Source organism: Leptospira alexanderi serovar Manhao 3 str. L 60 (assembly GCF_000243815.2).
GTDB lineage: Bacteria > Spirochaetota > Leptospiria > Leptospirales > Leptospiraceae > Leptospira > Leptospira alexanderi.
The window spans coordinates 1-15,000 of sequence record NZ_AHMT02000036.1 but is presented as its reverse complement, the minus strand read 5'-3'; the positions used below and the strand labels follow the sequence as shown (position 1 = coordinate 15,000).

Here is a 15,000-nt window from a genome sequence, read left to right as displayed (position 1 = left end):
CTCGGAAATCGCGGAAGCCTGAGACTTAGAAAAATTCAGTACATTTTCCTTAAATTCGTCTTTTAGAGTTTCTGCGGCGGCGATCGAAGAGATGAGAAAGAATGGAACAAGAACGCTAAAAAAGAAATTCTTCAGAAAAACCCCTCTCTACGCGTAGATTCCTCCAAGGCGGCGGATGCGGCGCGTTTGTTCTCGTATGCTTCGGACAAGGAAGGATCCAAGTCGATCGAACTCTGAAACGCTCGCACCGCCCTTTTGAATTCCCCGTTTTTATAATAACAGATTCCGAGATAGTTGTATGCGGTCGCGGCGATTTTCGGTCTGACATCGGATCTTACGATGGCGATCAATTCGTCGATCGCCTTCTCTCGATCCAAGATCGAATTGGAATCTATTAGAATTTTTGAAAGTACCAATCGACCTTCCATATCATCCGGATCCATATGAGCGGATCGAAACGCTTCGTCCTTGGCCCTATTTTTTAAATCGGGGTCCTTGGATTTATTATACAATAGCGCTAATTTCTTATGAGCGTTCTTCAGGTCCGCGCCGTCTTTCGAAGTATTCAACACCTTCAGAAGGATCTTTTCGGCGTTCCCATCGTCCTGCATTCCCATATAGGCTTCCGCCATTTTGAGATACACCTTGTAAGCGTCGTCTTTGTGTTTTACAATTCCGGTGTATTCTTCCACCGCTTCCCGAAAGAATTTATTTTCAAGTAGATAATCGCCGAGAGCTTCCCGACTTTGAATATTTTCCGGCTCGATCGCAGCGGATTTTCTCCAGTTTTCTATGGCAAGGGTCCCATTCCCGGAATGTTTATAAACAAGTCCTAACGTATGATACGCCTTCGCGTTTTTAGGGTTGAGATCGACGACACGATTCAAAGCGGCGATCGCTTCCCCATACCGCTCCATCTGATCCAAAACCACTCCCAAATTGATAAGCGCAGTCTCCGTAAAACTATCTCCGGGAGTGGAAGAAACGATCCTACGGTACGTTTCTTCCGCAGCAAGAAGATCGCCTTTGTTGTAGTATGCTTCCGCGAGTTGAAAGAGAGAATCGATATCCGTCGGATTATACTTTAAACTTTTTTGAAGTGCGGAGATAGACATTTCTCCCTGATTCAAATTGGAGAATCCTTCCGCGATCAGTCTATAGATTTCGGGATCGTTCGCACCCGCGTCTCTCGCCAGTTCCAGATACTTCAGTGCTTCCTCTTTATTTCCGTTCTTTTGTAATACGACCGCGAGATTGTAGAGATACTTCGCTTCGTTCGGGGAAAGTGCGCTCGCCTGACGAAAATAATATTCCGCACCTTTGTAATCCTGCTTGTTGTAAGCAATGTTTCCCAGATAAGAATACGATAAGGCCGCGAGTCTTCCCGAAGGGGTCTTCATCACTACTTTTTTAAATTCCTCCTCGGCTTGGGGAATCTCTCCCTTTTTAAAATAACTGACCGCAAGATTGTAGGTCAGATACATATCATCGGGAGAAGAAGAAAGTCCCTCTTTATACGCGTCGATCGCCGCATCGGGATCGTTCAACTCGTTGAATAAATTCCCCGCAAGCAGAGAAACTCTCGGATCATTCGGCGCAATTTCCTTTGCCTTGAGAGCCGCCATTCTAGCATCCGCAAATCTTCCTGCGTGTTTGTAGGAAAGAGTCAAGTTGTAATAAGCGTAAAAATTCTTAGGATCATACTGAACCGCCTTCTGAAGTCTTTCAATCGCTTGCGGATAACGTCCGCTTTCGTCGTGAATCACTCCGAGAACCGTAAGCGCGATTGACTTCTCTTCTTGTGTTCCCGTGGAATTCAGAAATTCATTACAAGTATCGAAGGCCTGTCTGGTAAATCTTTCCTTATAAAGATTGATACACTTTGTCAACTGTGGATTTGCGTTTCCGTCCGGAAGATAAGGTCTTTCTAATAGACGATTGATGTCCGACTTATTTTGAATCAGATCTTTGTTGAAGGCTCCCGCAAATTCGGACTCAGAAGACGACTTCCGGAAAAATTGATGATATAAGGCAAAGCCGAGTCCGCCTAAAACGAGAAGACCCATCAAAATCCAGAATATAAGAAGTTTATTGTATGATCTGCGAATCCGAACCGGCGCTTGATCCTCTGGGAAATAAAGTTCTTTCTCCTCGATTCCCTCTAAGAACAACCTGTTTTTTCGGATTTCTTTATCCATCGGATTTGATTTCGTTTTTGAGAATTGCGTCCAGGATTCCGTTCACGAACCGGGCGGATTCTTCGCTTTCAAATTCTTTCGTAAGTTCCACCGCTTCGTCGATCGTAACGTTCTTCGGAACTTCCCAAGTATACAATAAAGCGTATACGGACAAACGAAGAATCGCTTTGTTTACGACGCTGATTCTTGAAAAATCCCAATTCTTAGAGTACTTCTTGATCAGAGTATCGATCTGTTCCTGATTTTTCACAACACCATTTACGATGGAAACGGCAAAATCTCTTTCCTCTGGTTCGGTCTTTTTATCGTACCATTTGAACTTGAGAACCTCTTTGAGCGGAGGTCCCGTTAGTTCCAATTGGTAAAGAGCCATTACGGCGATTTCTCTGGAAGTGCGTCTGGCCGACATTTAAAGAAGAGAAAGCAAGTTCACCATTTCCACCGCCGTGGCTGCGGCTTCCGCGCCTTTGTTTCCGGCCTTGGTTCCCGCTCTTTCGATCGCTTGTTCAATCGTATCCGTGGTCAACACACCAAAAACAACCGGAATGGAATGTTGAACTCCGATCGATCCGATCTTTGCAGATTCTCCCGCAACAAAATCAAAATGAGCAGTTGCGCCTCGGATTACCGCACCTAAACAAACGATGGAATTGTATTTTTTGGAAGCGGCGATTTTGGCAACTACGACAGGCATTTCATAAGCACCAGGAACTCGCACCACGGTCACGTCTTCTTCCTTAACTCCATGCATGCGGAACGACTCAAGTGCCCCTTTCAAAAGGCTTTCAGTGATAAATTCGTTAAAACGGGAGACAATCACACAATGTTTCTGTCCCTTTCCGTTTAGATCTGCTTTCAGTTCTTGGATCATAGATTCCTGATTGATTCTATTATTGAGAAATCATAGGTTACCATTAAGGTAAATTAAAATATCTATATTAGGACATACTGACCTAATATAGAGTCAAGGATAAATCGTTTGCTGTCTTTTCTGAAAAATCAAAAAGTCCTCTCAGGATCGCTTTTCCCCTCTTCGAAGCGTTTCGTTTTAATTCTTTGTATCATTCTTAGTTTATCAGAGTGCTCCATCTATCGAAGAATTTTTCCGAAAGAAAACGCATTCTTAAAATCACTCGATCTACCCGAGTGGGTATTGGAATCCAACATCAAGTTGAGAGTTTTGTCCGGCTTACAAGACCTTCCGAACCCGGAAGATTCTCTCCCCGAAGACGAGATCGCAAGTTTCGAAAACAGAGCCAGAAGAATTCTCGCCACTTCCCCACAAGCGATGAAGGATCTTTTCGAAGCCACAGGCTGTATAGACGGTTCCAGGTTAGCCGGAATCAGAGCCAATCGAATTACCGAAAAAGAAGAGGACGTTTGGTACGGAATCTGCCAGAACGGAAAAGAAGACGCGATCATCTTCCGTTTGTTTCAGATGGGAAACACCAATCTTTATAGAAAGTACGAAAAAGAAATCGTTCCCGCTTGGGAAGAAGCAAAAAAACTCGTGGCAAATAATCCGGACAGAGCCGTCCGTCTAGCCAACCAGGTCATTGAAATGGAACCGGCTCATCCTGCGGCAAGAAAACTTCTCGGTCAATTGTACCTGAAAGGCGGTTACTGCAAAGGTTCGATCCGTAACTACAGGATTTATCTAAGAGTGATGCCGCTCGCCGGAGACAAATGGAAAATCCACGAACAACTTTCGCAAAAATGTGGAGAATTTCTAAAACCGGAACCCAAACGGGAAGAAGTGGAACTTCCTGACGCCGATCCGGACGCGATGTAAGTCTTGGAAAAAATATAAGAATATTTTAAAGTTCTGATGCAATCGATAAAAAAATTATCATTGCGTCCGCCTTGCGGAGAAAATCAATTCTTGGATATACTCAACAAGAGATCGGTATACATCCTCAATAAAGAAATATTACTGATTCCTCTTATCTTTGCTTTTCCTTACTCACGCGGATTACGAGTGAAATATTTCCGTCCGGTTTTTCCACGACTTCAAAACCCTCTTCTCTAAGAGCTTTTTTGATTTTATAAAGCCCGAAATTTACTACCTTAGACGTGGAAAGCGGTTTTGGAGTAGGTTCTTCCATCTATTTGTATATCGGAAAAGTCCCGAACGATCTTAAATTTCACCGAGGGTTTTCTTTCGGGAAGAAGCTTCCTTGACAAGCGTGCCTTGGAAATATGTCATGAAATCGAATGGCAACTCGCGTTTTCTTTTATTCTTCTATCTTTCTTATTTTGATCGGATCGGCCTTCGCCGCATACGCGCCTGATCTGTTCCAATGGGAAACCTTGGAATGGATCTACGAAAAAAGAACCTTCTTCTTATTTTCTTTCATCTTTATCGTATCAATCGTTTTGATCTATCTGATCTATCTGAAGGCAAGAAGAGGAGTTCTTCACTCCAAAAGTAAAACGGAAATTCATCTACAAGCATCCCTAAACGAAGTAGTCCGGGATAATCAGTCTCTTTTTTCATTCTTAAAATCAGCCAAGGATACGCTTGGAAAACAGATCGAATCCTCCAAAACAAATTTCTCTCCCGAATTTTTTTCGGCGTGTTCTACCCACTACCAAAAACTTACCCAAGAGTTTGATTTATCGGAGGAGATATTCAATGATATCCCCCTAATCCCTGAGGAAGTTGACGAAAAAAGAAAGAAGGGAATTAATTTTAGAATTTCCGAATATTCGGATCTTATTAATCGTCACAGAAAACTTTCCCGAACCCTCGAAAAATTAAGAGAGGATCTTACTCGTCTTAGAGACAAGGTTTCCGGAATATGAAAATTCCCGCATTTACCACATTCCTCTTTTTCGTTTTTATCTTGAGTTGTTTTTCTCAAGCGAAAAAATCCCCCGCTTTTACTCAGGAGCAGGATCGTATCCTTCCTTTTTTGACTTTAGGAATCGGCAAAGAATCCCTCGATACGATCGGGAAAAGGCGTTGGTCCTTCCAAGTAAAATCAATTCTTTTACACCACACTTCCGGTTTAAAAGCGGAAGAATACTTGGACAGAAGCAAATCTTCCGGATGGATGGTTCATTTTATCGTTCTCGAAAACGGAAGCGTATACGGCGTGGAAGAGCCTTCTAAAATTATTTATAGAGCCTCACCCGGAATGGACGAAACTACGATTCACGTTTCCTGGGAAGGAATAAACGACTCCATTTTAAAAAACGAGATCCAATTGAAAGCTCTCGCCGATTTAATTCAAAGACTTTCCAAAGAACATTCAATTTCTCTAAATAACTATGATATAACCTCCGGAAAGGGAGTTTTTACCCATACTCAGAGTAAGAAAAAATTCGGTCATTTTCTAGATACGGGAGAATGTGGAAGTGAAAAAGTTCTTTCCGCCGTTTTTTCCAAGCTCCAGGGCAAATTTTTTCCAGAAACGGAATGGAAAGATCGATTCGTTTCCGATTGGGTGATACGTAAGGAAAAATTCGTGGACTCATCCGGTAAAAAAATTGTCCCGACATACAATCGAGGTCGCGGTATAACCCCCGCTTCGATCGTCGAATTGAACTCAATCGAAAAAACTTCCGACGGAAAAGCCCCCGAAGAAAGAAGACTTCGTTATAATTATCGGGGATCAATTCGCCCCGATTGTATTGTGTTGCATTACACCGCAATTCCAGATTACCAAAAAACTTTAGAAATATTAGAAAAACGGAATTTATCCGCAACGTTTCTTGCGGATAAAGACGGAAAAGTCTATCAACTTTTAGATTCCATCTTGGATGTTGCCGCCGCAGCCGCAGGAACAAATTCGAACTGTTTTCAGGTGGAAATCGTCGGGAAGGATACAGAAGCGCTTTTAGCAAACCGAGAACAGACCAAAGCGGTCGCTCGTCTCGTTAAAGAACTCTCCGAAAAATATAAGATTCCTCTCACCAACGAGCGTGTGGAATCTTTACGTGGAATCTATTCTCATACCCAAGCTAAGAAAAAATGGGGAGGTTCGATTTATCTGGACGGCAAGGATTTCGATCCGGGCGAACCCTATATGAAAGAAGTTCTGGATCAGGTCGGCGGAACTTTTTATCCGGAGGAAAACTGGTTCGAAAGACAGAGCGACAATTGGATTCTTCTGTTCACTTATTTTCAACCATAAAGAATTTACCTTTCGCCGTTTTATCGATATCTCTATCAAATTTCATTTTAAACCATAGTGTCTTATGTTTTTCGAACGATATTTGAATTTTATAGTTATGTAATCAAAACCTACCATAAAAGTTTATAGAAAATTTACAGATAGTCCGATCCAAATCCACAGAATAAAAATTCTTTTGTTCTTTTAGTATCGGAGCAAAAACTTGTCCCAATCTTAGAATTGTAGGAACTACAATTTTAAACGACAGGAAAAAACCTTAATACGACGTAATCTGTGGGAAACTATTACATTTTTTTAGAAACTTGCCGGACGTTTTTAGAGATATTTTTTGAGGTTTTGAGACGAGCTTTAAGCAATCAAGATCGTAATTTCTCTTTAGATTTTGGGACAAATACTAAATTTATAACCAAAGAACTCGACGATTCTCACCAATTTTCGAAAGGTTGTCAATGTAAGCCCGGCTATGATTTAGAACTTTCGAACACGATCAAAGCAAATTAGAAAAGTAGGACAGAATCGCCTTTTCCTAGAATAAGAACCTATCCCAAAAGAAACTAAAGCGGCACTGTTCTCTATCATAACCAACCCCACAAATTAAGAAGGCTTTTGGGATAATAGGATCAAAAACTGATATTTTTCAAGTGTTCCGACGTGTTAGTGATTAGGGGGTTAGATTTTAGTGGATAGAACTTTATGCACAATAAAATGCAAGTGTTCCGACGTGTTAGTGATTAGGGGTTAGATTTTAGTGGATAGAACTTTATGCACAATAAAATGCAAGTGTTCCGACGAGAATGAGACTTTTTACTTGCAAAAAGTATAATTTTCTGATAGAGAAAAACCTCCCGAGTTTTCCACCTCCACCCAAAATCAGGGGAAACTCAGGCAGAACGCTTCCTGAACTCAGCAAACACCTTCCTATGGGTCGGTGTTTAGGGCGTGTTGTGGGAACTAAGTTTCACAGAGGATTTTGTCGTAATTCCGACAGATTTATTTTGAGATCCAAGTACTTGTGGGTAAGGTTATGGTTCTCTAAGGATCGTTTCCGCAGGTTTTGGGACGCGCTGTAAATAAACCTCTCTTATTTTTGAAAGAAACCATCAGAGGGAAAGGATAAATACATTTATATGAAAAACCCAAAGAGATATAGAGTTATAAGCAAAATCGTCCTGATTCTTTTTTTAGGAATCAATCCTCCTCTATTTTCCGAATCTCCGGCTCTGGAATTATCTAAAACCGTCGACCCAATTTGGCTTATCCTCTGCGCCGCATTAGTTTTCTTTATGCAGGCAGGTTTTCTAATGTTGGAAACCGGCCTTTCCAGATTGAAAAATACGATCAACGTCGCAGTGAAAAATCTTATGGATTACATCGTCGGAACAATCGCGTTCTTCTGTGTGGGTTTCGCTTTGATGTTCGGATTTTCGTACGAAGGTTGGGTCGGTACAAATCATTTCTTTTTGAACGGTCTAAAAGCCGGTAAAGAATTTTCGTTTTTTCTGTTTCAAGTCGCGTTTATGGGAACAGCGGCCACCATCGTTTCCGGTGCGGTGGCCGAACGTATTAAATTTTCAGCATATTTAGTCGTGTCAATCGTAGTTTCCATATTCATCTATCCGGTTTTCGGTCATTGGACTTGGGGAGGAGGTTGGATAGCTAAAACCGGATTTGTAGACTTTGCCGGTTCTACCGTAGTACACTCGTTAGGTGGTTGGATCGCGTTGGCGGGTGTGATCGTTTTAGGTCCGAGAAAAGATAAATTCAAGGAAGACGGAACTCCAAGAAAGATCCACGGACATAATCTTACCTTTTCGGTTTTGGGTGTTTTTATCCTTTGGTTCGGTTGGTTCGGATTTAACGGAGGAAGTACACTTTCTTTTACAGACGGAGTTCCATTGATCATTTTGAATACGAGTCTTTCCGGAAGTGCCGGAGGAATCCTTGCGATTACATTTTCTTGGATTTTTTACAGAGTTGCTTCGGTGGAAGACTGTATGAATGGAGTTTTAGGCGGTTTGGTAGCGGTAACCGCGGGCTGTCACGCGATTCAACCTTACGCCGCACTGATTATCGGTTCGGTAGCGGGAGTGTCGGTCGTTATAACATCCTGGATATTGGAAAAAATTCTAAAACTGGACGACGTCGTAGGAGCGTTTCCGGTCCACGGAGTCTGCGGAATTTTAGGCACTCTTTTGCTTCCAGCTCTATCAGAAAATCAAGATATTCAAATATTCTCTCAACTCATCGGAGTTGTAATCTGCTCTTTTTGGGCCTTTGGATTGGGGTTGATCCTATTTTTGCTTTTGAAAATTTCGATCGGAATCAGGGTCAACGAAGAGTTCGAAGAAAAAGGGCTCAACGTCACCGAGCACGGAGCCGGTTCCAGTTGGATCGATCTCATCCATTCTCTCAAAGATCTTTCTAAAGGAGGCGGGGATTTAACTCGTAAGATTCACGTGGATTCAGGAACGGAAGCGGGAGCGATCGCATTTTTGATGAATCGTTATCTCGCCAACTTAGGACAAATGATCTACACGATCAAAGAAAAGTCGAACGAACTTGAAAACTCCGCGTTCGAAATCTCAACCGCATGGGGAAAAATGAGTCACGGAATCCAGGAACAGGCCACAAACCTCGAAGAAGTCACTTCCATCTTCGATTCTTTCAGAGAATCGTTCCAAAGAATATCATCCTCCGTCTCTCAACAGAAAGAAATCGAAACGAACGCGAAGAAATTGTTAAGCGAACTCGTAGTCGGATTTCAAAAGTTCGATTCCAACTTGAAAGATAGTTCCGAAAAATCCGAAGAATCTGTCAGAACGATCGAATTGAGCAGAAAAGAACTCAATCACCTTGAATCCGATATAAACGATATCGGTTTCTCCGCCAAAAAAGTGGAAAACCTCGTAAAACTTCTCAACGACATATCGGCAAAGTTAGGAATACTTTCCATCAACGCATCCATCGAAGCCGCACGCTCCGGAGCCGCCGGTAAAGGATTCGGAGTGGTCGCGGAAGAGATCAATAAGCTTGCGTCGAACACACAAGAAAGCACCAAAAAGGCTTCGGAAATCCTAGGGGAAATTCAATCCACAGTTTCACGAGGAAAAAGCACCGTTCATACCACTGTGGAGTTTTTCAAAAACTTAACGGAAGAATTTAGATCTCTTGCAATGACTCACATAACGATACGTGAAAGCAGTTCCCACTATTCCCATCTGATCGAAAATCTGAATCGTCTGAACATTTCAATCACAAATCAGAGTGAGATCATTACAACAGACATAGAAGGACGATTTTCTGAAATCGGAAATCTTTACAAATCGGTGGATCTTATCAACGAAGCATTTCGCGAAATTTCGGCACAATCGGAAGAGTTAACAGCAACGGGCGATTTTTTAAAACAGCTCGCTGGAATTCTCAATTCTCTCGTCCGAAATTTCCGGGTAGAACAAAACGTTTCGCAAGAATTGTTTACCAGTTAATTCAATTATGTTGAATGACTATAGCCGATTTCTCTTAAGGTGTTGGGACAAGCTTTTAGCTATTGAGTAGAACGTATAGATTCACGAGTCGGATCTTTCAATCTTAAAATAAATTTCGACAAATCGTTTCAAAATTTATCCTAAAATTCGAATTTTCTATTATAAAATCCTCAAGTTATAAATTGAATGATCGATTCTATAGTTGGGAAAGAGCCGAAGTTATCCTAAAAATTGAGATTCTATAATATTCCGTTTTTTAAATCTCATTTATAAAGATATTCGCTTAAGTTCCACATGAAATCGCTGCGAGAAAGCAAATCCAGAACCTCTGAAAAAGAAATCCGCAGGAATTCCTACACAAATTCATTTTGAGGGAAAAATTCAATCTTTCTTGAAACAGTTAGAAACTCTAAAATGTAGGAACTACTACAATTTCAAATTAAATGGGAAGAACTTCCGCCGCTGTCAGATCGAAGTCATAGAAATTCATACAATCTTGGAGGGAATGTAAAAAAATGATCCAAAGTCTCCTAAAAAAAGCGCCGCTCACCTCTTTTTGTCCCGGGTAACCCGTATCCTAAAATTCAAATTGAGAGGTAAACAACATGCAAAACACAACTTCAAAATCGATGGACAAAAAAATCGAAGCCATCGCGGAAATTCTCGCAGATAAACTGATCGAAGAAATCCGTAAAAGGGTCTTGGAAAAAGAAGCGCTACGTCGTAAATCCGAAGCCGCATAAAACAAAAAAGCAATACTTGAGTGAGTGGATCCAATCAGGATTCTACCAAACTTACTGAGGACCAAATTTAAACTCGAGTTCAAGAAACATTTGTAAGAACAAAGAAAAGGAGAAAATGAAAATGGCTGAATACACACTCAAAGAAAAGAAAGGATGTCTTTTTAACAACGCAACCAAGGAAAAAGAAACTCAACCGGATTATACGGGTAAGGTATTTCTGGAAGGAAAAACGTATCGACTTGCGGGATGGATTCGCAAATCTACAACTGGAAAGAATTATCTTTCTCTAAGCCTTTCGGAACCGACTCTCGAAAAAAAATCCGAAAAAAATTCCACAGTCGTCGAAACGGACGGAAACGACTTTACGGATATAGAAGAAGACTTTCCGTTTTGAAGAATAAAATTCTGTTTACAATCCGGGTTTAAGCGTAAAAGAATCCACCGCTATAGGAGAAAGTAATTTCTTGAAAACGAAAATTCATCCCAAGCTGTTTTTGGTCGTTACACTGACATTGGCGTCTTTTGTCTCCTCCAACTGCGGCTACAATACGATTCAAGAAGAAGACGAGGCAGTAACCGCTTCTTGGGCCGAGATATTAAACCAATATCAAAGAAGAGCGGATTTAATACCGAACTTAGTCAACACCGTGAAAGGTTATGCGTTCCAAGAAGAAAAAGTGTTCGTCGAAGTAACAAAAGCGAGAGCCGGTGTCGGTTCAATTCAAGCCGACGAGAAAACGCTCAACAATCCGGAACTTTTTAAGAAATACGCGCAAGCTCAAACACAAATGACTTCCGCACTCTCCAGATTACTCGTGGTCGCGGAAAATTATCCTCAGCTAAAATCTAATGAAAATTTTCGGGATCTACAGGCCCAACTTGAAGGAACCGAAAACAGAATCACTGTGGCTAGAAATCGCTACATTCAAGCCGTGCAAAAATACAACGTCACAATCCGAAAATTCCCAAACAATCTAACCGCAAAATTTTTCGGATTCGACACCAAACCTTCGTTTACGGTCGAAAACGAAAAGGAAATCTCAAAACCACCCGAAGTTAAATTTTAAAAAAATTGAATATGTTTCCTTTCAGATTCGGAATCGTTTTCTTTATCAGTCTTTACGTAACTACGGCAGGCTGGAACTTAAAGATGAAAAATTTCCCTTACATTCTTTTCAAGGAGGAATGGAAAGCGGAAGACCCGGTCGTTCCGCCTCTCCGGACTCAGATTACGGATACAACCTCCACTCTAACAAACGCGCAAAAATCAAGTCTCACAGACACGTTAATCGCGTTTGAAAAAAGAAAAGGAAGTCAGATCGCCGTACTGATCGTTGGCTCCACGGGAAGCCGGACCATCAAGGAATACGCGGTCAAAGTTTTTGAAACATGGAAACTCGGCCGAAAAGGAATCGACGATGGTATCTTGATCGTAGTCGCCATCCAAGACCACAAAACAAGGATCGAAGTCGGCTACGGTTTAGAAGGTGCAATTCCGGACGCGATCGCCAAACGAATCATAGAAGAATTTATGATTCCTCGGTTTCGGGACGGAGATTACTTTCAAGGAGTCTCCGACGGGATTGACAAACTCATCACAAAAATCGACGGAGAAGAACTGCCAAAAACAGGTGCAAGCGCGCCTCCTTCCGATATAAATGTAGATTCACCAATCACAGAAGAAGAATTTCGAACCATAGAACAAAAAGATGATTTCGATAAAGATATTGTCTTCTTACCTGTCCTAATCCCTGTCGCAATCTTTGCAGTGGCGATTCTAATAACATCAGGAATAGTCGGTTTAGTGATTCTAACCGGAGTCGGATTCTTTTTTCACTTTTTATCAACCTCCATAATTCTCACGATTTGTTTTGCGATTTTATTCATCGCATTCATCCTAATTATGGGCGAGATAAAGAAAAATATCGCCCGTAAGTCGTTCTGGAGAATTTTTTTGTTCGGTTATGGATCCAAATCCTCTTCAGGCTCGGTTTGGAGCAGCTCCTCTTCCTCAAGCGGAGGAGGAAGTTCCTGGAGCGGGGGTGGCGGAAGTTCCGGAGGCGGAGGAGCCTCCGGAAGTTGGTAAAAGAAATTCGAATATTATGATAAATCAATATACGAACGAACGCTCGGACATTCGAAGAATTTGGATTCATTGGCTGGAATCCGTTTTATCCTTTTTTTCCTTTGCGACGGATAAATCCGAATCTTATCGATTTAAAAAGTATTTCAGCCGGGAAGACCTTCAAAGGATAGAATCCGCGGTTTCCAATTCGGAAACGCGCCCACCAAGGCGAAATTAAAATCATTTTAGAAGGTAGTTTTCCGGTTTCCCGGGTGATAAAAGGTCTCGACGCAAAACAAAGAGCGATGGAACTCTTTTCCGAAAAAAGGGTTTGGGACACGGAAAAAAACACCGGAATTCTCATCTATGTCCAATTGACCGATCGTAAAATCGAACTTTTAGCGGATCGAGAAATTTACAAAAAGATCGGACAATCTGCGTTAGATGAAATTTGTGAACGGATGCAAAGCGGTTTTCGTTCAGGAAATTATTCTGGGAGTGTTCTTTCCGCAATTGAAGAATTCACGCGGCTTCTTCAAAAACATTTTCCTCCCGAAGAAAAACAAAATCCAAACGAACTGTCGGATCGACCGGAAGTGATGTAAAAAGATCCTTCAGCTATTTCGGAGAATATTAACCATGGAATAGAGACCGTTTCGTCTAGACATCGAAAGATGTTTGTCAAGACCGATCTCTTTTAAAAATTCGAGGGGAGTATTTTTGATCTCCTCTCTGGTACGTCCAGAAAAAACACGAATAAGAAGAGCGATCATCCCGCGGGTAATCGCCGAATCGCTGTCCGCTTGAAATTCTATCTTACCGTCTTTTTCCTCGGCAACAATCCAAACTCTAGATTGACATCCGGGAACCAAACGTTCGGGAGTTTTTACGGAATCGGGAAGCGATCCGAGCTCGTCTCCCATTTCTATTAGAAGTTGATAGCGCTCCTGCCAATCCGTACATTCCGAAAATTCGGACACGATTTCTTTCTGAACTCCCGCAATACTACTCATGCCTCTTTCCAACTTTTCCTCAATTCTCTCGCAAGCAATCAGAAAAACCTATCGAGCGCTGCACGTTCCGAGGGAAAACTGGACGTACCGGTTCACAATAGTGAACCGGTACGGAAGTTGCAGGGGAATGTGAAGAGAAACATCATATTCTAAAAGCGTAAATGATATTGGAGTTAATTTTCCGGTTTTTAATCCCGTTTAACTAACAAACACCGCAGGATGTAACTCTGTTTTCCTCGTATCTTTGTTTTTGGCGCTCTTCGATTGTTCTTTTAACAAATTGGAATCAACGGATTTGCCTTCGTAAATTTCCAGTGGAGTGAGAAGATAACGGCCTGCTCTGTTGGGTCGTTCTTGATTGTAGATCTGAATCCATTCCGATAACTTTTGAATCAAAGATTCGTATAACTTCGTATAATGTATGCTATACGAAGTTATTACGGGAAGTCCGGAGTCCATGTGAATAATATCGGTCGAGACAATCAATCTTCGGGAGTGAGTGCAAATATCCGAGGTCAATACGGCCAAGGTTCGTCTGGTAGTTTGGGTCTTAGTTACGATACGAAAGCCGGTTACGGAGCAACAGTTGGTCTAACGTCGGGTCTCGGTCCACTTCTGAGCGTAACGCCTTCTTGGACGGTTTCGGAATACGGTGGCTTAAGTAGCGACGTTCAATACGGCTTTAACAAAAATCTTTTCGGTAATCTTTTCAGCAAACCGAACAACCCTGATCATTCCGCCGCGAATCGAAATTTACTCGATGATATTTTAAACGGAATGGGGAGTTTAGTGAGTGGCATTGGTGCTGTCGGTAAGTCAGCTTGGGATGGTGCGGTCGGGGCTATGGGCGGTATCAATGGGGAGAACCTCTCGAACGGGTGGAATGCGATCAAGAAAGCGTTGTTTGGTGGTGATCATGGTGGTGATGCGAACGCTCTTGATATGGAATACGCAGAAATGCAAGAGCAGATGAGTAGCATGATGGACGGAGATGCGCTTACAGATAACAGCGAAATGCCTTCTGCAAACAAATTGAGCTTAGCGAAAGTGGGTAGATTGAAAACAGAGATTGATGCGTATCTCGATTACAAGGAAGGTAAAATTTCCAAAGGTGATTTTGAGGCTAAAGTAGCGGAAGCTCGTAAGAATTATTATTATCAAACGCAAGGTGAAAGGAACAAGATACCAATTGCGGGCTCACAAAGTTATACGGATATTTCTGGATCGAATTTGGATACATTGGTTCGTTTAGAAGCAAAGAAAGGAGTTCTTGGTCGAATTTTAGAGGATGAAAACGGAAACGTGTATTTCCGAACGGAAGCACTTGGAATGAAATCTAAATCCATCCAAATGGAGA

15 protein-coding genes and 2 pseudogenes (1 of these 17 only partly in view) are annotated in these 15,000 nt (G+C 41.8%); 10 read left to right on the top strand and 7 right to left on the bottom strand.

Going from position 1 to position 15,000, the window contains the following annotated elements; all coding sequences use genetic code 11:
- The 4 genes from LEP1GSC062_RS11870 to ribH form a co-directional block, all read right to left on the bottom strand.
- Window positions 1-39, bottom strand: partial view of a HEAT repeat domain-containing protein gene (locus tag LEP1GSC062_RS11870; protein ID WP_039941930.1) — the 5' end (the start) only. It extends 1,206 nt beyond the left edge of the window; 39 of the gene's 1,245 nt are visible here — the first part of the coding sequence; its start codon is at window positions 37-39; the stop codon falls past the left edge of the window.
- A gap of 92 nt (window positions 40-131) precedes the next feature.
- Window positions 132-2,198, bottom strand: coding sequence for a tetratricopeptide repeat protein (locus tag LEP1GSC062_RS11865; protein ID WP_010576238.1), 2,067 nt, complete (start codon window positions 2,196-2,198; stop codon window positions 132-134).
- Complete coding sequence (gene nusB, locus LEP1GSC062_RS11860; RefSeq protein ID WP_010576239.1) at window positions 2,191-2,607, bottom strand: transcription antitermination factor NusB; 417 nt, start codon at window positions 2,605-2,607, stop codon at window positions 2,191-2,193. The genes LEP1GSC062_RS11865 and nusB overlap by 8 nt, the downstream gene beginning before the upstream one ends.
- Window positions 2,608-3,069, bottom strand: coding sequence for a 6,7-dimethyl-8-ribityllumazine synthase (gene ribH / locus LEP1GSC062_RS11855; protein WP_010576240.1), 462 nt, complete (start codon window positions 3,067-3,069; stop codon window positions 2,608-2,610).
- A 108-nt stretch (window positions 3,070-3,177) separates the two neighbouring features.
- Here ribH and LEP1GSC062_RS11850 point away from each other — a divergent pair, with 108 nt between their 5' ends.
- The gene (locus LEP1GSC062_RS11850; RefSeq protein WP_010576241.1) at window positions 3,178-3,990 is read left to right on the top strand and encodes a tetratricopeptide repeat protein; all 813 of its coding nucleotides are present in this window, start codon (window positions 3,178-3,180) and stop codon (window positions 3,988-3,990) included.
- A gap of 151 nt (window positions 3,991-4,141) precedes the next feature.
- Here the strand turns inward: LEP1GSC062_RS11850 and LEP1GSC062_RS24000 are convergent, their stop codons facing one another.
- The gene (locus tag LEP1GSC062_RS24000; RefSeq protein ID WP_010576242.1) at window positions 4,142-4,303 is read right to left on the bottom strand and encodes a hypothetical protein; all 162 of its coding nucleotides are present in this window, start codon (window positions 4,301-4,303) and stop codon (window positions 4,142-4,144) included.
- 109 nt (window positions 4,304-4,412) lie between these two features.
- On the opposite strand from LEP1GSC062_RS24000, the gene LEP1GSC062_RS11845 reads away from it, so the two are divergent.
- The 8 genes and pseudogenes from LEP1GSC062_RS11845 (at window position 4,413) to LEP1GSC062_RS11805 (ending at window position 13,235) form a co-directional block, all read left to right on the top strand.
- Complete coding sequence (locus LEP1GSC062_RS11845; RefSeq protein WP_010576243.1) at window positions 4,413-5,003, top strand: hypothetical protein; 591 nt, start codon at window positions 4,413-4,415, stop codon at window positions 5,001-5,003.
- Window positions 5,000-6,337, top strand: a complete 1,338-nt coding sequence (locus LEP1GSC062_RS11840) for a peptidoglycan recognition protein family protein (protein WP_010576244.1) — start codon at window positions 5,000-5,002, stop codon at window positions 6,335-6,337. Before LEP1GSC062_RS11845 ends, LEP1GSC062_RS11840 begins: the two co-directional genes overlap by 4 nt.
- Before the next feature lie 1,127 nt (window positions 6,338-7,464).
- Window positions 7,465-9,822 (top strand): ammonium transporter, encoded by a 2,358-nt coding sequence (gene amt / locus LEP1GSC062_RS11825; RefSeq protein ID WP_010576245.1) that lies wholly within the window; start codon window positions 7,465-7,467, stop codon window positions 9,820-9,822.
- Between the two features lie 605 nt (window positions 9,823-10,427).
- Complete coding sequence (locus LEP1GSC062_RS23995; protein WP_010576246.1) at window positions 10,428-10,565, top strand: hypothetical protein; 138 nt, start codon at window positions 10,428-10,430, stop codon at window positions 10,563-10,565.
- A 121-nt stretch (window positions 10,566-10,686) separates the two neighbouring features.
- Window positions 10,687-10,959, top strand: coding sequence for a DUF736 family protein (locus tag LEP1GSC062_RS11820; protein ID WP_020984365.1), 273 nt, complete (start codon window positions 10,687-10,689; stop codon window positions 10,957-10,959).
- 70 nt (window positions 10,960-11,029) lie between these two features.
- On the top strand, window positions 11,030-11,632 hold the full coding sequence (locus LEP1GSC062_RS11815) for a LemA family protein (RefSeq protein WP_010576248.1): 603 nt from the start codon (window positions 11,030-11,032) through the stop codon (window positions 11,630-11,632).
- An 11-nt stretch (window positions 11,633-11,643) separates the two neighbouring features.
- A complete protein-coding gene (locus LEP1GSC062_RS11810) occupies window positions 11,644-12,651 on the top strand; it encodes a TPM domain-containing protein (RefSeq protein WP_020984394.1) in 1,008 nt (335 codons plus the stop codon).
- 16 nt (window positions 12,652-12,667) lie between these two features.
- Window positions 12,668-13,235, top strand: a pseudogene (locus LEP1GSC062_RS11805) (TPM domain-containing protein).
- Window positions 13,236-13,244: 9 nt separating this feature from the next.
- Here the strand turns inward: LEP1GSC062_RS11805 and LEP1GSC062_RS11800 are convergent.
- Window positions 13,245-13,643, bottom strand: a complete 399-nt coding sequence (locus LEP1GSC062_RS11800; protein ID WP_004496916.1) for a SufE family protein — start codon at window positions 13,641-13,643, stop codon at window positions 13,245-13,247.
- Between the two features lie 198 nt (window positions 13,644-13,841).
- Window positions 13,842-14,102, bottom strand: a complete 261-nt coding sequence (locus LEP1GSC062_RS11795; RefSeq protein ID WP_020984363.1) for an integrase core domain-containing protein — start codon at window positions 14,100-14,102, stop codon at window positions 13,842-13,844.
- Between LEP1GSC062_RS11795 and LEP1GSC062_RS11790 the strand changes: the two are divergent.
- Window positions 14,091-14,562 (top strand): annotated as a pseudogene (locus tag LEP1GSC062_RS11790) (hypothetical protein); the annotation flags it as partial. The gene LEP1GSC062_RS11795 and the pseudogene LEP1GSC062_RS11790 overlap by 12 nt on opposite strands.
- Window positions 14,563-15,000 lie beyond the last annotated feature (438 nt).